Here is a 22,259-nt window from a genome sequence, read left to right on the forward strand (position 1 = left end):
GCATTCAGCTGATAGCTGATCCCAAATGGCTGAATGCTTAGGGGTATAGCACACAATACCCTTCAACCGTTCTACCCTTCAATTGGACTCACTGAGCAACAACTGAGCAGGCAATCGCTGAAAGGAAAGCCGTTCATTGTTCACATCCACAAAGATAGTGTCCCCATCATTAAATTCACTCCTGAGAATTCCCTTAGCAATAGGAGTTTCCAACTCCCGCTGAATAGCTCGCTTCAGGGGTCGTGCTCCGAACACTGGGTCATACCCTAATTCTGCCAAAAAGTCAATAGCTGCATCAGAAAGTTTTAGGGACATCTTGCGCTCTGCTAACCGTTGCTCTAAGCGCAGGGTTTGCAGCTGGACAATATTGCGCAACTGATGTTTTTGCAAGGTATGGAAAATAATCACCTCATCAATCCGATTGAGGAATTCAGGACGGAAACTAGAGCGCATGGCTTCCATGACCCGACTCCGCATTTCCTCATACTTGGAGTCATCCCCAGCTACATCCAGAATATACTGGGAGCCAATATTGCTGGTCATGATAATAACGCTATTCTTGAAATCTACGGTATGCCCTTGAGCATCAGTAACTCGACCATCATCAAGGATTTGCAGCATGACATTAAAGACATCCGGGTGTGCTTTTTCGATTTCGTCAAATAGAATTACGGCATACGGGCGTCTACGAATGGCTTCGGTTAACTGACCTCCTTCTTCGTAACCCACATAGCCTGGAGGAGCACCAATCAGTCGGGAAACGGTATGCTTTTCCATATACTCGGACATATCGATTCGCACCATAGCCTCTTCGGTGTCAAACAGATAGGCTGCTAAGGCTTTTGCCAATTCTGTCTTACCCACACCGGTAGGACCGAGGAAAATAAAGCTAGCGGTGGGACGATTGGGGTCAGCTAATCCAGCACGCGATCGCTGAATAGCATCGGCAACAGCAGTAACGGCTTCCTCTTGGCCAATCACCCGCTTGTGTAGTTCTTCTTCCAGGTGCAGTAGCTTCTCTTTCTGAGACTCTACCAGCTTACTAATCGGAATTCCAGTCCACTTAGAGATAATTTCCGCAATGTCAGCTTCTGTAACTTCTTCCCGCAGCAGGGATTGACTACTGGTTTGGTTCTCGGCTAGCTGTTGCTCAACAGTTTCCAGGGATTTTTGCAACTCGGCTAACTTGCCGTATTTTAGCTTAGCGGCTCGGTTGAGGTCATAATCCCGTTCTGCCTGTTGAATTTCTACATTAACTCGATCAATCTCTTCCTTAATCCCCTGAATCCGGTCAATCACATCTTTTTCTGATTGCCACTGGGCATTCAACGTACGCTGTTCTTCTTTTAGATCAGCCAGTTCTTTTTCCAGTCTTTCCAGTCTTTCGATGGAGGCGAGATCAGTTTCTTTTTGTAAAGACAACCGTTCCATTTCCAGCTGGATAATTTTGCGGTCAATTTCATCGAGTTCTTCTGGCTTGGAAGTAATTTCCATTTTTAGCCGTGCTGCCGCTTCATCCATTAAGTCAATGGCTTTGTCTGGTAAAAAGCGATCGCTAATATACCGAGTAGACAAAGTAGCTGCTGCCACTAAAGCACTATCGGCAATTTTAACCCCGTGGTGAACTTCATACCTTTCTTTGAGACCTCGTAGAATCGAGATAGTATCAGCTACACTAGGCTGGTCAACATAGACCTGCTGGAAGCGTCTTTCTAGTGCTGCATCTTTTTCAATGTACTTGCGGTACTCATCGAGAGTAGTAGCACCAATACAGCGCAATTCACCCCGAGATAACATTGGCTTGAGCAAATTTCCCGCATCCATTGCTCCTTGAGAAGCACCAGCACCGACGACGGTATGGATTTCATCAATGAACAGGATAATTTTGCCTTGGGAATCCGTAACTTCTTTTAGTACCGCTTTCAGGCGTTCTTCAAATTCTCCCCGAAACTTAGCCCCAGCAATCAATGCGCCCATATCCAGAGCAATTAATTGTCGGTCTTTGAGGGATTGAGGCACATCACCCGCTATAATCCGTTGTGCCAAGCCTTCAGCAATAGCAGTTTTCCCAACACCAGGTTCCCCCATCAGCACTGGGTTATTTTTAGTACGGCGCGAGAGAATTTGAATTGTGCGCCGAATTTCATCATCTCTGCCAATAACTGGGTCAAGCTTTCCCTCCCGCGCCGCCTCTGTCAGATCACGTCCATATTTTTCCAGTGCAAGATATTTGCCCTCTGGATTTTGGTCGGTCACTTTCTGATTCCCTCGAATGTCAGCAATGGTAAGTTTAAGCCTATTTTCATCTAGTTTAAACTCCTGGAATAATGACTTACCAAAGCGGTCATCTTTCAGATAAGCCAGGATCAGATGCTCAATGGAGATATAATCGTCTTGGTATTCTTTACGATAGGACTCTGCTCGGTCTAGCAAGCTATTCATGCTGCGTCCTAGGTAAACGGAGTCGCTATTACCAGAAACCTTAGGTTGTTTTTTGATAAAGGATTCCGTTGCTTCCCTTACCCCTGGCACAGAGACTTCCGCTTTGTTCAGAATACTGGTAGCGAGTCGATCTTGATCCAGCATCGCCTTCATCAAGTGTTCGGTTTCGATTTGTTGTTGCCGTGCGGCTTTAGCAACATCTTGGGTTTGTGCGATCGCTTCCCAGGCTTTTTCGGTAAACTGGTTAGGGTTACTTGGTTGCATCTCTAATCACTCATTCCTCTAACTGTTCACAATTCTAAAAAAACCAGTGCGATCGCATAGATCGGTCTTCACGTCTTCTTTTTGGGATATTGCCGTCCTCAAAGCCAGGTAATACCAATTATTAAAAGTAGGACGTAAGCTATCAGCTATCAGCCATTAGCTGATAGCTGATAGCTTAACTTCCGGTTCATAGCTTAACTTCCGGTTAATTGTCTTCCAGTTAATTCTTAAGTGGTTAATCTTAAGTGGTTAATTGCCAATTTTACATTTTCCATTTTCAATCCTTGACTTTTTCAGCAAGCTTGGGATTGTCTGAATTCTGTTCAATCCAACAAAGCCTCAGCATGATGGCGGATATGGTCTTCTATAAAGGTGGCAATAAAATAGTAACTGTGGTTATAGCCGACCTGGAGACGGAAAGTCAGGGGCTGATCTGCCTTTTCACAAGCCTTCTCAAACACCTCAGGGAGCAACTGTTGCTTCTCGTAAAAGGGGTCAGCAGTGCCTTGGTCAATCAGAATTGTATGGTTATAGTTGGCTACCAACACCAGTTCGCTGGCATCGTAAGCTCGCCATTGCTCTTGGTCTGTCCCGAGGTAATTGGTGAATGCCTTCTGACCCCAGGCGCTGCGCATGGGAGCAGCAATGGGAGCAAAAGCAGAGACAGATAGGTACTGCTTTGGGTTTCTTAATGCACAAATTAATGCACCATGACCGCCCATAGAATGACCAAATATACCTTGTTTCTCAACTTGCGCGGGGAAATGTTGGGCAATTACCTCCGGTAACTCGTGGACAACGTAGCTATACATTTGGTAGTGAGCTGACCAAGGTTCAAGGGTGGCATCTACATAAAAACCGGCACCAGAACCCAAATCCCACTCATCGTCCTCACCTGGAATTCCTGTATTTCGAGGGCTGGTATCTGGAGCAACCAACATCAATCCATGCTTGGCAGCAAATCGCTGAGCAGCTGATTTTACCATAAAGTTCTCTTCTGTACAAGTCAGACCTGACAGGTAATATAGAACTGGAACGGATTGGACTTTCGCCTGAGGGGGTTGGTATACGGAAAACCCCATCTGTGTCTTACAATTCTGAGAGTGATGAGTGTAAAAACCTACTGTACCGCCAAAGCAACGGTTTTCTGAGACGAGGCGAAGGTCTGTGGACATGGGGCTGGTTCAAATGGACGTACCATGAAGGCGAATGTAGCTGTCCAGCATTTTAGCGTTTCTTCAGGTATGTTTGCCGAAGCTGCTCTTAACTTTATTAAACTATCGTCTAAATTAACAATTTTCAACTAACTTGCCTGATGGAATTAATTCTTTACAGTAAACCCGGTTGCCATCTTTGTGAGGGATTACTTGAAAAGCTAGAGATGATTGAAGGCTTAAACTTTAAGCTAGAGGTTCGAGACATTACGAGTCGAGAGGATTGGTTCCAATCCTATCAGTATGAGGTGCCAGTACTATGTATCAACCACTGTAGTCAGGAAAAGCTCCTGCCTCGCCCCTCTCCTCGTGCTAGCGTTGAACAATTGCAGCGAATGTTACGGAAATATTTCACTTTTTGTGAGTCAAAATAGGCGATACATCAGGTTGACGGTTTGACGGTTGACGGTTTGATGGTTGACAGTTGACTGGTGGCTGTGATGATTCGGTAGATCTTATAGTGTCGTTTGGTGCGATAAATATGAAGCTAAGGGAATTATTAGCCAAAATTGCCAATAGTGTGAAAATGCCTAGCTCCGAGGGTCTTGATTTGGTCGTTACAGGCATCTGTACCAATTCCCACGCCTGCCAACCGGGGGATTTATTCATCGGGATGCCAGGCACTAGGGTAGATGGTGGAGAGTTCTGGGAAAGTGCGATCGCATCTGGGGCAGTGGCAGCGATAATTTCTCCCCAAGCGGCTGCCAAACACCCCCCCAAGGAACTTTCACCAGAAACAGGAGTTTGTGTAATTGCCGCCGATGACATGACCACCGTGTCTGCTCAAACTGCAGCAGCCTTCTACGACTACCCAGCACAGCAGCTAAGACTGATTGGAGTCACTGGTACCAATGGCAAAACTACCACTACCCATCTGATTGAATTTCTGCTCGCTCGTAGCTCTAGTCCTATCCCCACAGCACTTTTGGGTACCCTCTATGCCCGTTGGCCAGGTTTTGAGCAAACAGCAAGCTACACTACACCATTTGCTGTTGAATTGCAACAACAGCTCCAGTTAGCGGTCAAAGCAGGTGCGCAAATGGCAGTGATGGAAGTTAGTTCACACGCCTTAGCCCAAGGTCGAATCCAGGGCTGTCCGTTTGAGGTGGCGGTGTTTACCAATCTCACCCAAGACCATTTGGACTACCACCAGAACATGGATGATTACTTCAGCGCTAAAGCTAAGCTGTTTAGTTCCGACTATCTCAAAGGCAGGGCAATTATTAATGCTGATGACTCCTATGGAGAGCGGTTAATCCAACAGTTACCAACTGAGCAAGTCTGGAGCTATAGTATCCAAAACCCATCGGCTGACTTTTTTTCGAGGGACTTAAGCTACGATCCAACAGGGGTTAGAGGAATTATGCATACTCCCGTAGGAGAGGTTAGCTTCAATTCGCCCCTAGTGGGTCAATACAATCTGTCTAACTTGCTCGCAGCAGTAGGAACAGTTTTAGAGCTGGGTTTGGATTTAGAATCAGTAGCAGCAGCCTTGGCTCAATTTCCAGGAGTGCCAGGGCGGATGGAACGGGTGCAAATTCAAGCGGAACAGGATATTAGTGTAATTGTCGATTATGCCCACACCCCAGATAGTTTAGAAAACTTACTCAGGGCATCACGACCCTTTATTGAAGGCAAGATGATTTGTGTATTTGGCTGTGGTGGTGATCGCGATCGCACCAAGCGTCCTAAGATGGGGAAAATAGCGGCTCAGTTAGCTGATGTTGCTGTAGTAACCTCGGATAACCCTCGCACCGAAGACCCAGAAAGCATCTTAGATGATGTTTTAGAGGGGATTCCTAAATCAGTGGAACCAATGGTAATTTGCGATCGCGCTACCGCCATTCGGACTGCCATCTTGCAAGCCAAACCAGGGGACGGAGTCTTAATTGCTGGTAAGGGTCACGAAGATTATCAAATTCTGGGTACTGAAAAAATCCACTTCGATGACCGAGAGCAAGCCCGAGATGCTTTGATGAGTAGGCTACAGGTTATAGGTTAGCAAATTGACAGCTATTTCAGCGGGCAGGTTGTAGATTATCACATGGAAGGTCAACGTTTAAGCTTTAACCAAACCACCTTTAAGGAAACCACCTCTAACCATAAATGAACCTGCCACCTAATCGAGAATTGTCTCTCTACCAGCTGGTTTTAGAAACTCTTGCCTCTCCCGAGTCTCTAACAATCACTCCTGTCACCCTGAAATCCCTAGTCAGAGCAACCTTTGACCTGCTAATTGAGCAAAACATCTCAGCCACAATTTGGGTCAAGCCACAGGGTGAGGGCTGGCACAGAGAAATACAACGGTATCAACAACAAGTTGATGTACCAAAAAAAATTTATCTGTGCCACTGTTTAGGAGATAACTCGGAAGAGGTAGTTAACCTGAACAGAGATTCTCAACTGTTTTCCCTACCATTGGAGACTGAAACTCAAATAAAACAAGAGTATTTCTTACTTATTCTCTGTAAGAACTATAGTAGTTTAATTGTGGCTTGCCAGCCTGAGCTATCGGAATCAGAAAATTTAGCTGATAGTGAACTCAGTCAAACATTATTAGCTGTTTTTACCCTTGAGCAATCAGTAATTCGGCAGTTCTTAGAGGGGTTAAGCAAAGTTATTGGAACCACTACAGCAAAGCAACGCAGCCATTGGGAAACCCTTTTACCTGCCCCTCAAAGCTATAATCATACACTACTAACCCAGTTGTTGGTTAAACAAGTACAACGTACAGAAGAAATTGTTCAGGATACCCTGGCAACACAGCCAATCGGGGAGACTAACCCATCTCCCCCATCCCTGCCAGGGGTTACTGATCCGGTTGTGGTAGGGAAGAATTCCTTATCAAGGGTCGAGCCTTATATGAGTAATGAGATACTTCAGCGAGTGGCTCAGGAATTACGAACACCGATAACGAACATGAAAACTGCCCTGAAGCTGCTGGATGCCTCACACATGAAGCTCGCCCAACGCCAACGCTATATTGGGCTTCTTTATAAAGAATGCGATCGCTTAAATTCCTTAGTGGCTGGATTACTAGAACTGGTTCAGCTAGAGGGTGACCCCCAAACTGATCAAACTTGGCCGTTGCAGCTAGCAGAGATTGTTCCTGGTATTGTCAGCACCTATCAACCCCTTGCCCAAGAAAAAGGCATCCAGCTCGGCTACACCATTCCTGCCAATCTCCCCTCAGTCTTGTTTTCAGAGGTTGGCTTGAGGCATATCGTGATTAATCTATTGCACAACAGTTTAAAGTTTACTCCCGCTGGCGGTAAGGTTAGAGTACAGGCAACTCGTAAGGGCAAGTATGTTCAGCTAATATTTAGTGATACAGGTATTGGCATTGCTGAAAGTGACATACCTAAGATTTTTGACAGTTTTTATCGGGGTAGGTCAACACCTAGGGAAGACCTTGGTGCAGGGATAGGTTTAACCATTGTGCAACAGTTATTACAACGGGGCGGTGGTAAGATTTCAGTAGTTAGTCGATTTGGGCAAGGCTCCCAATTTAAAGTCTTGCTACCAATTGCCTCTCAAACGTAAAAATCTGAAACCTAAAAAATCGTTGAGGTAATGGTCAACCAATCCCAGGGAGGGGTGTCTTAGCCAGGTCAGCTAACGGTAAAAATACTGTCATCACCTCACCCTGTTGGGGTCGTTGCTTAACAATTAGTTTACCGCCCAACGCCTGGAATAGATTTTTGGTCACATTCAAATTCAAACTGATACTACCGGTTTCTGGCTGGAAAGTCAGCAGCTGACCAAGGGACTTCAATGTCGGGCAATGGTTGTCAGCAATTGTTTCCCGATTAATCTGAGACTGGAATTGTAACTTCAGCTGGTTTCCAGCAGGTGTAACCTGTAACTGGATATGACCCCCTGTTGGAATAGACCGGGTGAAATTTTCCATCAAGCCAGTTAGTACCTGATCTAACAAGGCGGGATGGCTGACCACTGTTGGCAACTGTTGCGGTAAGACTACATCTAGGGTTAAATTACGCCGCTGTGCTTGTTTTTGCCAGCGGGGGATGCTGTTGTGAAAAACCCGAGCCAGAGATATACAGGTCAGGCTAACAGGGGTTTGCTTGGCTGCTGTGGTTTCTAATTCTACTGCCCGGAAAATCAACTCCATGCGGTTGATTTGTTCGCTACACTCATGGTCAATAATTTCTATACGCCGCATGACTTCTGGAGGCAAGTCACGACGTCTAAGCAGTAGTTTAGTCAGGGTGTGAATTGTAGTTAGGGGTGTCCGAATTTCATGGGTCAGAGCTCGGAGCAACTCAAGGTCAGGTGTAGCTTCAGAATTTTCTTTTGGGTGAACAGCAGAGATTCTAGGAAAGCCTCGCGCTTCATTTTTCACCAATCGTTGCCAGTTAGGCTCGCTTCCTTTCTGTTTCTTGGCAAAGGGTGTACTAGAAGACCCATTTTGTGAGTGACTACCAGTTTTGACCGTATCCCTCTGATGCTGAGGTTGTCTTGGCTGAACCATTGTTGACTCGGATATTGTAACCGGTATAGTATGGCTCAGTGCTACTGAAGGCAGTTCTGGTAAATTCTTCAGAAGCCCACGAGCAAAGTTCATTACAATGCGGTAATCGGGGGGCTTTGGCACAAATTTTTCGATTAAAGCTTCCAACTGCCTCAGATGATGAGAACTGCTCAGTAATAGTCTACGGTGCAGTGATGTCCAAACACGTTGGATATCTTCTGGGTCAAAGGAGAATTGAAAGCCTGGAATGCCAAAGTGGTCTTCCCCAGAGACCATGACTAAGCTAAAGTCTTTGGTAAAAACTAAACAAAACTGCTCGTTAGCTAAGGGGTCTCCTGGAAACAGGGGTAACCTGTAGGTCGTATTTTCTACCAATGGAGTAGTCTCAGGTTGAGCCGGAGGTAGCTGGAAGGGCATAAAAGCCCAAGCATTCAAAGCGTTGTTCGTAAAAATCCCAGTCTCGAAACTTGCCAGTAGCTCTGGATCACTTAAGACTGGAGCAGGACCAGCTAGAATTAATCCTTGCTTCGACGAGTGTTCGGGATTATGGCTTGTTGATCGGTTGCCTGAAACCCCTGGCAACAGCAACTGTTCCAAGGTAGCGATCGCACTTTGCCATTCCCGTTGAGCTTTAGCTGCTGCTGCCCTATGCTTAGGGCTAACACCTTCTCTTGTCCTGTGACTACTAGCACCTACTGAACAAGTGTCAATCACAGTGGCTTGCTCTACTGAAACAGCAACCTTGTCATCGCTTTCAATTAATTCCTGTTGGGATAAAATTTGACTTATACTTGGTAATAACCACCTTGGCACCACAATCCACCCCCGATGCACAGCTAGTGCAGTAATTCAAACTATCAACTCCTTTGATAAAGATGGTAATGTGATTGCTGATAGTTTAAGGATCGTAGAACCGAACTTCTACGTAGCAATTCCCGTTAACCTAGGCATTGGCAAGAAGGAGCTTAAACAGGAATTAACAGTTTTAATCAAGAATATCAAATTTTTCTGGCAAACAAGATAGACTACCTTCCTGCCTCTGTTTTGGTAAGCTAATAGCTAGCGGCTAACAGCTAGCAGCTAAAAGTTGGGGCAATTAATCAAAATATGGCAAAGATCGAGACCAGAACCGAACCCATGGTGATCAACATGGGTCCCCACCATCCCTCCATGCACGGCGTTCTCCGCTTAATTGTCACCCTGGATGGGGAGGATGTGATAGATTGTGAGCCGGTAATTGGCTACCTGCATCGAGGCATGGAGAAAATTGCCGAGAATCGCACTAACATCATGTATGTCCCTTATGTGAGCCGATGGGACTATGCAGCAGGGATGTTCAACGAGGCAATTACAGTCAATGCCCCAGAGAAATTAGCAGATATTCCGGTACCCAAACGTGCCAGCTACATCCGCGTGATCATGCTGGAGTTGAATCGGATTGCCAATCACCTGCTGTGGCTTGGACCATTCCTAGCAGATGTGGGTGCCCAAACCCCATTCTTCTATATCTTCCGGGAACGGGAGATGATTTATGACCTATGGGAAGCTGCCACTGGACAACGGTTAATTAACAACAACTACTTCCGTATTGGTGGAGTTGCGGTTGACCTACCCTATGGATGGATAGATAAGTGCGAAGACTTCTGTGACTACTTTGACCCTAAAGTTGATGAGTACGAACGGTTAATCACCAACAACCCTATCTTCCGCCGTCGAGTTGAAGGTATCGGTACCATTAGTCGGGATGAAGCCATTAACTGGGGACTTTCTGGCCCAATGCTACGAGGTTCTGGAGTCAAGTGGGACTTACGCAAAGTTGACCACTACGAATGCTATGACGACTTCGATTGGGAAGTACACTGGGAAACCGGGGGTGATTGTTTTGCCCGGTATGTGGTGCGGATTAGGGAAATGCGGGAGTCAGTTAAGATTATCCGTCAAGCCTTAAAAGGACTTCCTGGTGGTCCTTACGAAAACCTAGAAGCCAAGAGGATGGCAGAGGGTCGCAAATCCCAGTGGAACGACTTCGATTATCAGTTCATGGGCAAGAAAATTGCCCCTACCTTCAAGATTCCCAAGGGCGAACACTATGTCCGTCTTGAGTCTGGTAAAGGAGAACTAGGAATTTTCATTATTGGTGATGATAATGTCTTTCCTTGGCGTTGGAAGATTCGTGCACCCGATTTCAATAACTTACAGATTCTGCCCCATATCCTCACAGGAGTCAAAGTTGCCGATATTATGGCGATTCTCGGTAGTATTGACATCATTATGGGGTCAGTAGACCGTTAAATTAGCTTCCGGCAAAAGAAGCTAAGGTATTCCTCCTATTCTTTGCTAAAGTGGGAGGAATTTTTGATATTAGGTGCGCTTTCCGCATCTAATTATTAAATTCCCGTGGAGGCGCACCAACGGCAAGCGCACGTTTTGTAAAACTGTGACGTTAAGACAGCATTTAGGGAATTCTAGGAATGTAGCTCCAAAGATGAAGAGTAAATTGGCTGTCTATGAGTGAAAATCCCCCACCTATTAAAGTATTACGTCAGCGCCATGTAGGCTGGGATAAGCCTACCGAGGAAAATCTCAAAACTATTAAAACTATTGAGTTATTATGGAGTAATTTGTTCGAGGCAATTTTTGATCCCACTGAAGATAACTGGTTAGACCATTGGCAAAAGCTATACAAAACGATTTTAGAGCTTTGTTCTGATAACGAAGAGCGCCGCATTACTCTAGTCTACCTGAGCAATGTTAAGGATTTGACAAAAGAAGCTAGAGAATGGAAAATGCTGGTGACTTACCTTGAGAATACTAAAGACTGGGCTATAAAATCGATTATTAGAGGCTCGTGAACTGTTAAATAAAATAGTCAAAATGGTGACGTTTCCCGTAAGCCACAGGCTCCGTCAAAATTATCTTTGATAAAGTAAAACCTGTAAAGTTAATCACAGCAAGACCGCTATCCCTTCTAAAAACGCTTTCGGGAATACTTTTCTGATAATACTGAGCGCTACATTATGCGCTACCAGTAGCCAAGCTTGAGCTTAGTTATTGCTGCGTTCGCGTAGCGGCTCTTTCAGAGCATCGCAATCCTAATTAATTTGTGAACAAAAACCGGTTGTAATATTCTTCCCCCAACGCCGATCACCCCATCACCCTGTCTAAGCCTCTGGGCAAAATGTTAAGAAGAGTAAACTAGAGAAGTAATATTAAGTCCGGTTAATCACTTCCCAAATAGTTCCTGGATTGTTGGATGTTAGCCCTTTGGCTGATGGGTAATTGACAATTACCCATCAGCCAAAGGGCAAATACTGATTACCCCATAAGGACTATGATGATTATTCAATCGGATGTGATCTAACTATCTCAAGTGCCAGTTTGGTCAGGATTATAGAGCGCGTGAAAGTTTTTCAGACCCTGGAAGGGCAGCAACGTCAAAGTTTGCTGATTTTATTTACTGTTGGTCTACTATTTTGGTCAAGCCTATCGTCTTTGTTGCCAACCCTGCCGCAATATATTCAAGACGTGGGTGGAACCAAGCAACAGGTGGGGCTAGTAATGGGTTGCTTTGCCATTGGTCTGTTGCTGTTTAGAAACCCACTGGGGCGTATGGCAGACCTGCGCGGTCGCAAGCTGGTAGTAATTATTGGTACTAGCGCTGTAGCTCTAGCGCCTTTGGGCTATCTATTTACCCAGTCGATTAGCCTGTTGATGCTGGTGCGAATGTTTCATGGCATCAGTATTGCAGCCTTTACCATCGGTTATTTGGCTCTAGTCACCGATTTGTCCCCTGTTGAGAAGCGGGGTGAGTTAATTGGTTACATGAGTTTGGCAACATCGATTGGTTTAGGTCTCGGACCAGCGCTGGGGGGTTTTCTACAACAAGAGGTTAGCTACACTGTTTTATTCTTAGTGTCTGCGGCTCTAGGTGGGCTGGGTGTGCTGTTAGGGAGTCAGATTCGTGAACCAATTAGGTCTGCTAGACCTGAGCAGGAACAATCAAAATCTTGGTTAAACTCGATTTGGCAGCTATTGGTCAAACTATGGCAGTTGTTAACCAGCCCTGCTCTTGGAATTCCAGCTTTGGTAATGCTGTTGTTCGGTATAGTATTTGGAACAAAAGTTAGCTTTGTCTCTCTGTTTATTCGAGAGACTGGTATTAATCTCAATCCAGGATTGTTTTTCACAGCTGCTGCGATCGCTAGTTTCGTGATTCGTGCATTAACTGGTCAGGCATCTGATCGGTATGGACGAGGACTTTTTATCACCGTTAGTGTGGTTTGCTATATCATCTCAATGTTGATGATTTCCCAGGCTGATACGGAAGTTGGATTTTTACTAGCTGGTTTATTAGAAGGAGCTGGCACTGGATTATTCATACCGATGATGACTGCTTTGATGGCTGACCGCTCCTCTGCTGACGAACGGGGTCAGGTATTCGCTGTCTGCATTAGTGGGTTTGATTTAGGGATTGGCCTAGCTGGGCCGATCTTTGGTTATGTCGCCGACCTGTTAGGATATCGAGGAATTTTCTCCTGTAGTGCTGGTATAGCATTTTTGGCACTGATTATCTTTATGACCCAGTCCAACAAAAATTTATCCCGTTCCCTCAGATTCTCCATCGGTCGTGAACGGGATTTATATGCTATAGACACTAGAATGCCTTAGCTTAGTAAACGGGCTAGGAGGGATTCGAACCCCCGACACCGTGGTCCGTAGCCACGTGCTCTAGTCCACTGAGCTACAAGCCCTTAACTGCTGCCACTTTTCTGTGGCTCAACAGTTACTTATCATAACACATAGATCAAAAATTTTGCAATACTCTTGTGGAAATCAATCGCTCGCTATCCCATCTCGATAGTCAAGGTCAAGCTCAGATGGTCGATGTTTCTGGCAAAGAGCTTACCAAACGTCAGGCAGTAGCCGCTGCTCAGGTACGGATGAAAACCACAACCTTCAACACCATCCAAGCTGGTAATGCCCCCAAGGGTGATGTCTTAGGAACCGCTAGGCTGGCTGGGATTATCGCAGCAAAGCAAACTTCCCAACTGATTCCTCTGTGTCATCCCTTGCCCCTACACAAGATCGAAGTTCAAGTCGAACCTGACCCCCAACTACCGGGATACCAGATTCAGGCATCTGTGACTACTAAAGCTGAAACTGGTGTCGAAATGGAAGCACTAACAGCAGTTTCTGTTGCGGCTTTGACCCTTTACGATATGGCCAAAGCGTTGGAAAAGTCTATCGCGATTGAATCGATTCGCCTGTTGAGTAAGACCGGAGGTAAATCCGGGGATTACCAAATATCAGGCGATTGCTAAGTTAAGGAATGATCTCAAGTTAAGTTGGATCAGCACTTAGCACTCTCCGCACTCAGCACGCTCAGCACTCAGTTAACCATTACCCTTTCAACAGGAAATCTATGGCTAAGATTAGGTTTCTCGCAAACGTGGCATCAGTTCCACGAGATTACAGGGGGAATTGCCCAAATCGAGTTGCTCTTTGATAATCTGCTCCCAACCTGTCCGACAAGCTCCAGAAGATCCTGGCAGACAAAAGATGTATGTTCCGTTAGCCACACCAGCCAGGGCACGAGATTGGATAGTAGAAGTCTTAATCTCTTGGTAGGAAATCATGCGGAAAATTTCACCAAAGCCCTGGATTTCCTTATCCAGCAGGGGTTGAATCGCTTCTGGTGTACCATCTCGACCTGTAACACCAGTTCCTCCTGTAGTCAACACTACCTGTACCGATTCATCAGCAATCCATCGGGAAACCACCTCACGGATTTTGTAGATGTTGTCTGGAACAATAACCTTTTCCGCTAAGTGATGCCCCGCCTGGGTTAAACTCTCAACCAGCAGCTTACCCGACTTATCCGTGGCTTCGGTACGGGAATCGGACACCGTCATGACTGCAATATTTAAGGGAACAAACTGTTTGGTTCGGATCATCTTCAATCCAACATTAGGTTCTAAAATTAAATTAACTGACTAGGGTTGGTATCAGACCAAGCCGTTACACAACTAAAAACTGACAAATATCTATGCCTCCTCGTTGGCCTCGTAAACCTGACCGACGTGATCCAGCCTACCGTCGTCTAGATGACCGCATGAACTTTGCTGTACATGTGGCAATTTTTGCTGCTTGTAATTCCGGAGTGTGGTTCTTCAAAACTATACAGTATGCTCAATGGACTTGGGCATACTGGTTTACTTGTCTGTGGGGATTGATTTTAGTAGGGCATGGGGTTTATATATTTGCGATCGCAAACTATACCCCCCTGCCTACTCAAGAACCTCCAACCGAATCCCCTCAAGGATGAAATCACCCAAGATAATTGTAGTAATTGATTTTTTCTTGACTGTTGGCGCTTAACTGTTGACGGTTAACTGTTGACGGTTAACTGTTGACGGTTAACTGTTGACGGTTAACTGTTGACGGTTAACAGAAAGCCAGCAAATAAACTCCGGTCTTTTAATACAAGGTGATGAGCAAACTTTTTTGAGGAAAACCTTCAATTCTAAACCTTCAATTCTAAACCTTCAACTTTAAACCTTTAACTTTAAACCTTCCTTAGATATCCCAACATGTAATTAATTAGAAACAGCTAATTACCATGGCTAATCCAACTTCTACAGAAGCAATTGAAACTCTCGCTGCTGAAATTGGCGACAAGGTATATATTGATGTAGCCAAATGGCATCTCTACCTTAGGGATGCCCATCTACATACCACTTTGGCTGAACAATTTTATCCCCTACTAATCGATAACACTAATACAATCACAGAAGACCAGATGATGCCAATCCTGCAAAGCATTCAGGTCAAGCTAGGTGGTGGTAAACGGCAAGTTCCCCTAGCAGATTTGCTACCCATGCAGTGTCAGATGGATCTAATCGATATTCTCGAAGAGTATCAAAGACAGCTGTAGGTGTCTTAAAATAGCAAATTTTCTAATAACTAATCACTAATAACAAAAAATTGGGTAACTTTAACAGCTACCCAAATAATTCTGCTTGTTTTTGGTTCACCAAAACAGCAAAGGTTTTCCTGTGAAGCGTTAGAAACTAGGCAGTTACAGCCTTTTTCGCCACAGCACTTAACTCACCGTTGGCATACTTAGTTGCAAAAACATCGATAGTCGCTTGCTTGATCTTGCTAGCATTACCAGCAGTACCAAAGGCTTCGTAACGCTTCAAGCAAACCTGCTTCATATACTTGATAGAAGGCTTGAGGAAGTGACGGGGGTCAAAGTTAGAAGGATCTTTGGCAGCAGCTTCCCGGATAGCAGCAGTGATAGCCAAGCGGTTGTCGGTGTCAATGTTAACCTTACGAACACCGCTCTTAATACCCTTTTGAATTTCTTCAAGGGGTACACCATAGGTTTCAGGAATAGAACCACCGTACTGGTTGATCATGTCAAGCCACTCTTGAGGCACAGAGGAAGAACCGTGCATCACCAAGTGAGTGTTAGGCAAACGCTTATGAATTTCTTCAATGCGACTAATGGCAAGAATTTCTCCAGTCGGCTTGCGGGTGAACTTGTAAGCACCGTGGCTAGTACCAATAGCTACAGCTAGAGCATCAACTTGGGTGCGCTCAACAAATTCAACTGCTTCGTCGGGGTCGGTCAATAGTTGGTCGCGACTCAGAGTTCCTTCAAATCCGTGACCATCTTCTTTGTCACCTTTACCGGTTTCCAGTGAACCTAGGCAACCCAGTTCCCCTTCAACACTAACACCGATAGCATGGGCAACTTTTACTACTTCGGCAGTAACACTGACGTTGTAATCGAAGCTGGCTGGAGTCTTAGCATCAGCTTCCAAGGAGCCATCCATCATCACACTGGTGAAGCCGTTACGAATTGCCGAATAGCAGGTGGCTGGGCTATTGCCATGGTCTTGGTGCATGGCAATGGGAATATGAGGGTAGGATTCCACCGCTGCTGTGACCAGATGGCGGAGGAAGTTCTCACCTGCATATTTGCGGGCACCACGAGAAGCTTGTAAGATTACCGGACTATCCGCTTCTTCAGCAGCCTGCATGATAGACAGGATTTGTTCCATGTTGTTAACGTTGTATGCTGGAATCCCGTAGCCGTTCTCAGCTGCGTGATCCAACAGTAGCCGCATGGGTACAAGTGCCATATTATATTCCTCCTAACTTTGTTTGTTAGCTATTCCGGCGAGAAGCCTCACGTCTGACACTCCCTAGTGACTCGTGAACAGAATCGCCAGTCCAGACATGTCAATCTAGTTGCTTCTAGACAAGGTTAATTCTTTAGATAATCTTAAGATATTTTGCAGCTTTTATTCAAATTTCTTGATCAGATCATCTAGACAAAGCTGAGTCTATAAAACTTGACAAAAATTACCAAATCTAGAAAATACTCCCCAAGTCCCCCTGGTAAAAATCTGGATAAACAGTAAAGTATAGGTAGTTTTGCTAAGAGTTTTGAGAAGAGCTCCTAAGCTTTCTGATGGGATCAAGAATTTAAGGTTCGTTGGCGAGTGCGGGTTCTGACAAGCCCAGGAAGTATCCCTCTTAAAGCACAGAGGCGGTCAACTGCCCATCTTGTACCTAGTACCTAATACCTACCTAGTACCTAACACCTACCTAGTGCCTCATACCATTAGCCTCATACCTATAATTTGTATCAATAGACATATGCGGCTAACTAACAGTTAGCTAAAAATGGGTCGCCCGGGACTCGAACCCGGAACTAATCGGTTAAAAGCCGAGTACTCTACCATTGAGTTAGCGACCCGGTAAGCTTTTTTGAAACATACCTTTACTAAGAATATCACATTGATAAGGAAATGTCTAGGGAAATTTAGAAAAATTTCGCCGTTAGCCTCACCGATGCCTCACTACTCTCTCCGGGAGCTAAGTGAGTTAAATTTTCCCCAGTGTTAAGAGCGTTACGGGGAGCACTCCAAGGTTCAAGGCAATAAAAGTCCTTGCCTTGAACTGTCCAAAAGACCAACGTCGAGAAAACATCAGTGTAGGTCAATGCGATCGCTAATCCCCTTTCGGGATCAGTAACACTGGCACTCTTATCACTAAGTTGCCCAAACGCTACATCAATTTCATCACAGCTAAAATCAAAATTGCCAGTGAAAGGATGTACTGCTTGAGTTTGCTTCTCCTGATACTCCGATGCAGGAATATCAAACTCGAGTTTAGTTTTGTCAGACGTCAAGAAGTAGGGATGGAAACCTGTGGAAAAGGGCATCGGTTCAGCGGAATGATTAGTATAGCGCTGATCAATGTCTAGGGTGTTGCCCTTTAATCGATAGGTAAAGGTAACTTCGAAGTCAAAGGGATAGACAGAGCGAGTTTGATCATTACTCTTGAGGGTGAGAGTCAACACTGCCATGTCACTCGTTGCACTATCAGTCACCTCCCAAGGCAAATTACGGGCAAAGCCGTGTTGTTTTAGAGTATAGTCTTGGCCAAGGTATGTATAAGTATCATTAACTAAGTTTCCACAGATGGGGAAGAGGATGGGAATGCCACCCCGTACACTCAGATTGGGATCTTTAAAACGTTCAGCATCAAGATAAAAAATCTCCTGACCTTGGATATTCCACCGAGTGACAATGCCACCCCGTTCAGGAACCACTTCTAATCGAGACTGGGCATTGTGGTCAGTGAGAATGTAAGTTTCGTATTGGTCTTGACTGCGTACGATCTCAAACACTGGCTTTTCTCCCTTACGATTTAAAATCAGATTGATCAGTCTATTGAGTGCCTAAGCACTTTTGGTCACAGCAAGAGCCTATTTTTGAGTGACTCTGACTGCGACCGATGGCAGGTTGGCAGATTGGCAGTTTTTTTTTCAAAATTCATGCTTAGTGCCAAGCACGTACAGGGATTAGCTTTCGGCAAAAGAATCCCCAAATCGGCGACCCTTGGCACCCTATGGGGGCCAAGCTACGGGAATGGCCACGGGTGCGCGTTCGCGCTTTCTTGTGGGATGAATTTTGCACAGGGTCTTTTTAAAAATGTTATATTCTATTTACTAGCAAGCAAAGCCGAGAATGCTGGTTTGTTTGCTTACAGCAAAACAAGCCCCACATCTCAGTGCTTCGCTATGAGTGTGGGATGCATTTTGCACAGGTTATGCATGGAATTGCTATAATATATGTACTGATAAACAAAGCCGTTCGCGTAGCGTGGCCTACGGCCTTAAATGCTGGGCAAGTCAGCACAACAGTCTTAAAAAAAAGACCAAGAAAACAGAGCGGCAGGGTTTGAAGTTACCGTAAGATAGGGTCGCCTTAATCAAAAAGTTTTAACCCTTTTATGCATAGCCGACTAACCATAAAGGCGACCCTATCTAAGGTTTCGTCTCTCGGCAGTCCGTTCTTAAAGCCCAGCGCCTCCTAAGCAATAGCCGGATTGGTTGCGTTCGCGGAGCGTGGCCAAAGGCCAAGCCTAAACTAATTCTAAAGAATAAGTTTAGGATCTGTCACTATGTCACAATGATTGGTATTTCAAACCTCTAGACACCTACCAAAATGTTGGCTTCTTGGATCAGAAGGCTTTATCCAGGCCGATGTTAATAAGCAGTAGGATTTATCCTGTTGTATCCTATAAATAGCCAAGTCGGTGAGAAACCTAACAGGTAACAAGACTAAAGGTAACGGCACAGCTCTTTTTGAGCTGAGGTCGTTTCTAGTGTGTTTAAACCACCACAGCAGTATGAGTCAAATCCTACTGTGAACGTTGCTAGTAGCCGGTTTTTAACCGCTTGAGCAACATCCGCTCATAATCCCCTATGTTTCAACTTGGGGTATTTTTGAAATTCTTACTCCATTCTCTGGATAGGAATGCTAGTGGAATCTAAGTTTACAAATAACTATAGAGTAACCATACCCCCAAAAACCATCTCTTAAAGACTACAGCACCATTGCTGGCAAGCAGGAGAAATGGGTTAGGGCTCTGTAGGTTAGTGAATTAAGGGATGTAGCGCCGACCTGAGGGGGTTTCCCCAACTCGCGTTCTGCATCAAGACAATGCATAAAAACAATGTATAAAAAAAGTAATCAATGACATGAGCAGCGTTGATCAACTCAAACTCAAGCTCGCTTCTAATGCATGCCTTACTCTCAAGCAATGAACATAAAAGACTATTAAGCTATTTTAATCTTTAACAAGGAATAGACAAACCCGCTTGATTCCATGTTAAGTTAACCAAAAATGATTTCAAGCCAACCCCTACCCTTTAGGGCTGGGGATACGAGGAGTGAGCTACAATTATTGCTAATCCTTTAAATTCTTGGAATTTATTTTTGCTGCTGATGGCGGCTCGACTACTCAAGTAAATGGTATTTTAGTCGCCAGAGCCAACAAACAAAGGATCTGGAGTATTCCTACTCTGGTGGTTCAGGTTTATTATAACCTTCCATTGTATCTCATCATCACAATGATGGAGAGAATCCCGCCAATTATATTCGTGGGAAGTATGTCAAAAGAAAGTTGTTTCTAAAGAAACAGAAAAGCCACGAGCGAGAGTTAGCCACCCTGGCGAGGGATTGCTCGCCAGGGTGGGCGTGGAGCGTATCGGGATTTATCCCGTTACTAAAAGTAGCGACACAGCTAGAAATCAACCTAGCCAAGGTCAGTAGGGCATCTTTGAACGTGCCGCAACGATATGGATTGGAGTCTCTATCCAGGTCATATCGTAAGCGTTGCGAAGAGGCGCGACCCAAGGCGAATCTTATTCGCCATTGGAAAGCGCGCCAAGCGCGGTTTCAAGCCGCGTAGCAACATCAGCTTAGAATCCCCGTGTTTTTAAACCGGGGAGAGTTCAAGCAACCGCTTACTTCACCAGTAAAACGAAGAGTTATCTGCAACAGGAGAAGCCGAATATGCTACACCGCAAGATTTATCAACTCTGCTGCGATGGTCGTGAGGTCTGCGTTTTCTTGCGGGATCAGCAACGTTGGATTGAACACGCCCGCATTGTTGATATCGAGGGAGATTTAGTCACAATTCGTTATGAAACAGACGAAGAGGATGAGATCAGTTCCTGGGAAGAAATGGTCCGCTTGGAAAGCATAGGCTCTGTGAGTCACAAGCTAGCTTCTGTTTTCCGAGGTAATGTTGATCCGATAGTCTCTGATGATTGTCCGGAGGCTGAACAAATTCACCCCCGCTCCCAAGACTTAAATCAGGACTAGATTGTTCATTGTTAATGGACAACTGTTAAGGGCAAATTGATAACTCACAACTAGCTAGCAATTTGCCCTTAACTATTCGTTACTCAAGGGGTTCTATCCGTTCAAAAACTGGACAGTACCCCTCCAGTGTTACTTTAAAACCATAGAGAGCTGAGGCTGGATTCCAGCAGCGCTGGCCTCTTTGGTATAGACAATTACCACAACACTCGATATTAATTGGTATCTTGGCTTTACCCCCTTGTTTGAGTAGTTCTCGTTGTGACAATCCCCGCAAGACCAGTTCTTCTCCTTGCCAGCGGGCTTCTACTAAACCAGTATCAGCGAAATTTTGCCAACGAGGATCCGTTGCGATCGCCCTTGAAAGAGTGATATAGACAAGTGTATCTAATTCATTCAACTCTCCTTCATAGTTCGTTTCCGTTGGTAGAGCTGGTCTGATAAAGGTATCACCAATGGGAAGTTCTACGAGTGTTCCTGCTGCTGGCGTATGGAGGTGATATCGATTTTGTAACTCTTCCAAACCAGCAAGATCACCTAGGTAGGTAGGGGAGCCGTGAACAAAAATCACATGTTGAGGTCGAAGATTATGAATCAACTGGGTGGTGCCCAGACAATCCCCATGTTGAGCCAGCAGATAAGTTTCAACCTTAAGCCATCCGTAGTCATCCATTGGATCCAACGATTTAAGATGTTCCGGTTGCAGGACAACCCAAGAAGGGTTCTCTTGCTGCCAGTACTCCCTCCAATCCATGTTTAAGTCAGTGAGGATAATACAGGGAGATTTACCGATAGCATCTCGCTGCTGGGGATCTAACCGCCGCACCCGAGGACGTACCCGCTCATCCCAAAACAAGGCTTGATGTCGGGCAAAATTTTGTACTGAGGTGGGAAAGTGAGACAGCAGTTCTAAGTAAGCATTACAACCAGCAGCCACCGTTCCATTGACCCAAATATCCAGGTCGCGTCCTGTAAAGTGGTGATGAGAGCGTAGGAGCATGAGGATTTCTTGACCTAGACCTAAGGTAGGCACTGGTAACAGAACTGAGTTATTGGTAGCAATTGCCTGCTCAATACGCTCTACTAGTTGATTTTCTTGTTGCCGCCGATGGGGATGTCGAGCAGTGCCATAACTGCCTTCTACAATTACCACATCCGGCTGTGTCCCCCTGAGTGATTCAAGGGATAATCCCTCCACCAGCCGCGAGTTCGACAGGAAAAAGTCACCGGTGTAAAGCAGTCGGTAAGTTCGATGGTGAGTGGTGTAAGTGAGTAAAAATGCTGCTGCTCCTGGCAAGTGTCCAGCTGGGAACAATTGAGCAGTGAGTCCCTCGCAGAATTCTACAGGGGTAGCCCACGGCAGAGCTTGACAAAATGGGGGAATATCTTCAGGAGGCAGTTCCGGCCAGTTGAGTAGTAATAGTTGAGTCGTTACCTCACTGGCGTAAATTGGTAATTGTGGAAAAGTTTGGTGAAGAGCCAGCAATCCCTGAGTATGGTCTGAGTGAGCGTGGCTACACAGGACTAAATCGGCTGGTGGTATCCCATCGATCTGTAGGGGGGAAATGTCTTCTAATCCACAATCAAGGAGAATGCGGTGTGGCCCCATCTGCACCAACAAACAAACCCCTTCTGCACCATGACCAACACCGTAAGGAA

Annotated in this window: 18 protein-coding genes and 2 tRNA genes; 11 read left to right on the forward strand and 9 right to left on the reverse strand. The window is 45.3% G+C overall.

What is annotated here, in order from left to right; all coding sequences use genetic code 11:
• Positions 1–78: 78 nt before the first annotated feature.
• The gene (clpB, locus tag F6K57_RS03960; RefSeq protein WP_293064992.1) at positions 79–2,706 is read right to left on the reverse strand and encodes an ATP-dependent chaperone ClpB; all 2,628 of its coding nucleotides are present in this window, start codon (positions 2,704–2,706) and stop codon (positions 79–81) included.
• Positions 2,707–3,029: 323 nt separating this feature from the next.
• The gene (gene fghA, locus F6K57_RS03965; protein WP_293064995.1) at positions 3,030–3,881 is read right to left on the reverse strand and encodes an S-formylglutathione hydrolase; all 852 of its coding nucleotides are present in this window, start codon (positions 3,879–3,881) and stop codon (positions 3,030–3,032) included.
• Between the two features lie 140 nt (positions 3,882–4,021).
• On the opposite strand from fghA, the gene F6K57_RS03970 reads away from it, so the two are divergent.
• From F6K57_RS03970 to F6K57_RS03980, 3 genes are all read left to right on the forward strand, one after another.
• Positions 4,022–4,294: a glutaredoxin family protein gene (locus F6K57_RS03970; protein ID WP_293064998.1), complete on the forward strand. Its 273-nt coding sequence runs from the start codon at positions 4,022–4,024 to the stop codon at positions 4,292–4,294.
• A gap of 107 nt (positions 4,295–4,401) precedes the next feature.
• On the forward strand, positions 4,402–5,922 hold the full coding sequence (locus F6K57_RS03975) for a UDP-N-acetylmuramoyl-L-alanyl-D-glutamate--2,6-diaminopimelate ligase (RefSeq protein ID WP_293065001.1): 1,521 nt from the start codon (positions 4,402–4,404) through the stop codon (positions 5,920–5,922).
• Positions 5,923–6,026: 104 nt separating this feature from the next.
• Positions 6,027–7,463 (forward strand): DICT sensory domain-containing protein, encoded by a 1,437-nt coding sequence (locus tag F6K57_RS03980; RefSeq protein WP_293065005.1) that lies wholly within the window; start codon positions 6,027–6,029, stop codon positions 7,461–7,463.
• A gap of 34 nt (positions 7,464–7,497) precedes the next feature.
• On the opposite strand, the gene F6K57_RS03985 is transcribed toward F6K57_RS03980, so the two are convergent.
• Positions 7,498–9,225 carry a HAMP domain-containing sensor histidine kinase gene (locus tag F6K57_RS03985; RefSeq protein WP_364301155.1) on the reverse strand — a complete coding sequence of 576 codons (1,728 nt, stop codon included), beginning with the start codon at positions 9,223–9,225 and terminating at the stop codon, positions 7,498–7,500.
• A 294-nt stretch (positions 9,226–9,519) separates the two neighbouring features.
• Here F6K57_RS03985 and F6K57_RS03990 point away from each other — a divergent pair, with 294 nt between their 5' ends.
• The 3 genes from F6K57_RS03990 (at position 9,520) to F6K57_RS04000 (ending at position 13,080) form a co-directional block, all read left to right on the forward strand.
• Positions 9,520–10,704, forward strand: a complete 1,185-nt coding sequence (locus F6K57_RS03990; protein ID WP_293020374.1) for an NAD(P)H-quinone oxidoreductase subunit H — start codon at positions 9,520–9,522, stop codon at positions 10,702–10,704.
• Positions 10,705–10,919: 215 nt separating this feature from the next.
• The gene (locus F6K57_RS03995) at positions 10,920–11,264 is read left to right on the forward strand and encodes a hypothetical protein (protein ID WP_293065011.1); all 345 of its coding nucleotides are present in this window, start codon (positions 10,920–10,922) and stop codon (positions 11,262–11,264) included.
• Positions 11,265–11,811: 547 nt separating this feature from the next.
• Positions 11,812–13,080, forward strand: coding sequence for an MFS transporter (locus tag F6K57_RS04000; protein WP_293020378.1), 1,269 nt, complete (start codon positions 11,812–11,814; stop codon positions 13,078–13,080).
• Between the two features lie 9 nt (positions 13,081–13,089).
• Here the strand turns inward: F6K57_RS04000 and F6K57_RS04005 are convergent.
• Positions 13,090–13,163: transfer RNA gene (locus tag F6K57_RS04005), tRNA-Arg, on the reverse strand.
• Positions 13,164–13,238: 75 nt separating this feature from the next.
• Between F6K57_RS04005 and moaC the strand changes: the two genes are divergently transcribed.
• On the forward strand, positions 13,239–13,733 hold the full coding sequence (gene moaC, locus F6K57_RS04010; protein ID WP_293020379.1) for a cyclic pyranopterin monophosphate synthase MoaC: 495 nt from the start codon (positions 13,239–13,241) through the stop codon (positions 13,731–13,733).
• Between the two features lie 111 nt (positions 13,734–13,844).
• Here moaC and moaB read toward each other — a convergent pair whose 3' ends face one another.
• Positions 13,845–14,366, reverse strand: coding sequence for a molybdenum cofactor biosynthesis protein B (gene moaB / locus F6K57_RS04015; RefSeq protein ID WP_364301162.1), 522 nt, complete (start codon positions 14,364–14,366; stop codon positions 13,845–13,847).
• Between the two features lie 92 nt (positions 14,367–14,458).
• Here moaB and F6K57_RS04020 point away from each other — a divergent pair, with 92 nt between their 5' ends.
• Both F6K57_RS04020 and F6K57_RS04025 read left to right on the forward strand, forming a co-directional pair.
• Positions 14,459–14,737, forward strand: a complete 279-nt coding sequence (locus F6K57_RS04020) for a 2TM domain-containing protein (protein ID WP_293065016.1) — start codon at positions 14,459–14,461, stop codon at positions 14,735–14,737.
• Positions 14,738–15,031: 294 nt separating this feature from the next.
• Positions 15,032–15,346, forward strand: coding sequence for a DUF3181 family protein (locus F6K57_RS04025; protein ID WP_071103773.1), 315 nt, complete (start codon positions 15,032–15,034; stop codon positions 15,344–15,346).
• A 136-nt stretch (positions 15,347–15,482) separates the two neighbouring features.
• On the opposite strand, the gene fba is transcribed toward F6K57_RS04025, so the two are convergent.
• From fba to F6K57_RS04040, 3 genes are all read right to left on the reverse strand, one after another.
• Positions 15,483–16,562, reverse strand: coding sequence for a class II fructose-bisphosphate aldolase (gene fba / locus F6K57_RS04030; protein ID WP_070390956.1), 1,080 nt, complete (start codon positions 16,560–16,562; stop codon positions 15,483–15,485).
• A 548-nt stretch (positions 16,563–17,110) separates the two neighbouring features.
• A tRNA-Lys gene (locus F6K57_RS04035) sits at positions 17,111–17,182 on the reverse strand.
• A gap of 66 nt (positions 17,183–17,248) precedes the next feature.
• Positions 17,249–18,118, reverse strand: a complete 870-nt coding sequence (locus tag F6K57_RS04040; RefSeq protein WP_293065020.1) for an aldose epimerase — start codon at positions 18,116–18,118, stop codon at positions 17,249–17,251.
• 1,781 nt (positions 18,119–19,899) lie between these two features.
• Between F6K57_RS04040 and F6K57_RS04045 the strand changes: the two genes are divergently transcribed.
• Positions 19,900–20,187 (forward strand): hypothetical protein, encoded by a 288-nt coding sequence (locus F6K57_RS04045; protein ID WP_293036947.1) that lies wholly within the window; start codon positions 19,900–19,902, stop codon positions 20,185–20,187.
• A 104-nt stretch (positions 20,188–20,291) separates the two neighbouring features.
• Positions 20,292–20,603, forward strand: a complete 312-nt coding sequence (locus F6K57_RS04050; RefSeq protein WP_008182036.1) for a DUF6679 family protein — start codon at positions 20,292–20,294, stop codon at positions 20,601–20,603.
• A 79-nt stretch (positions 20,604–20,682) separates the two neighbouring features.
• Here F6K57_RS04050 and F6K57_RS04055 read toward each other — a convergent pair.
• Positions 20,683–22,259, reverse strand: a 1,577-nt coding sequence (locus F6K57_RS04055) for an MBL fold metallo-hydrolase (protein ID WP_293065023.1), incomplete at its 5' end; no start/stop codon positions are given.

It is taken from the genome of Moorena sp. SIO4A5 (assembly GCF_010672005.1).
In the GTDB taxonomy this organism is placed as follows: domain Bacteria; phylum Cyanobacteriota; class Cyanobacteriia; order Cyanobacteriales; family Coleofasciculaceae; genus Moorena.

What these genes read in the sequence shown, in the direction of transcription:
- F6K57_RS03990 (WP_293020374.1), top strand. Translation starts at nt 9,520, where the DNA reads ATGGCAAAGATCGAGACCAGAACCGAACCCATGGTGATCAACATGGGT.
- F6K57_RS03975 (WP_293065001.1), top strand. Translation starts at nt 4,402, where the DNA reads ATGAAGCTAAGGGAATTATTAGCCAAAATTGCCAATAGTGTGAAAATG.
- F6K57_RS03995 (WP_293065011.1), top strand. Translation starts at nt 10,920, where the DNA reads ATGAGTGAAAATCCCCCACCTATTAAAGTATTACGTCAGCGCCATGTA.
- F6K57_RS03970 (WP_293064998.1), top strand. Translation starts at nt 4,022, where the DNA reads ATGGAATTAATTCTTTACAGTAAACCCGGTTGCCATCTTTGTGAGGGA.
- F6K57_RS04020 (WP_293065016.1), top strand. Translation starts at nt 14,459, where the DNA reads ATGCCTCCTCGTTGGCCTCGTAAACCTGACCGACGTGATCCAGCCTAC.
- F6K57_RS04050 (WP_008182036.1), top strand. Translation starts at nt 20,292, where the DNA reads ATGCTACACCGCAAGATTTATCAACTCTGCTGCGATGGTCGTGAGGTC.
- clpB (WP_293064992.1), bottom strand. Translation starts at nt 2,706, where the DNA reads ATGCAACCAAGTAACCCTAACCAGTTTACCGAAAAAGCCTGGGAAGCG.
- F6K57_RS03980 (WP_293065005.1), top strand. Translation starts at nt 6,027, where the DNA reads ATGAACCTGCCACCTAATCGAGAATTGTCTCTCTACCAGCTGGTTTTA.
- moaB (WP_364301162.1), bottom strand. Translation starts at nt 14,366, where the DNA reads ATGATCCGAACCAAACAGTTTGTTCCCTTAAATATTGCAGTCATGACG.
- F6K57_RS04025 (WP_071103773.1), top strand. Translation starts at nt 15,032, where the DNA reads ATGGCTAATCCAACTTCTACAGAAGCAATTGAAACTCTCGCTGCTGAA.
- fba (WP_070390956.1), bottom strand. Translation starts at nt 16,562, where the DNA reads ATGGCACTTGTACCCATGCGGCTACTGTTGGATCACGCAGCTGAGAAC.
- fghA (WP_293064995.1), bottom strand. Translation starts at nt 3,881, where the DNA reads ATGTCCACAGACCTTCGCCTCGTCTCAGAAAACCGTTGCTTTGGCGGT.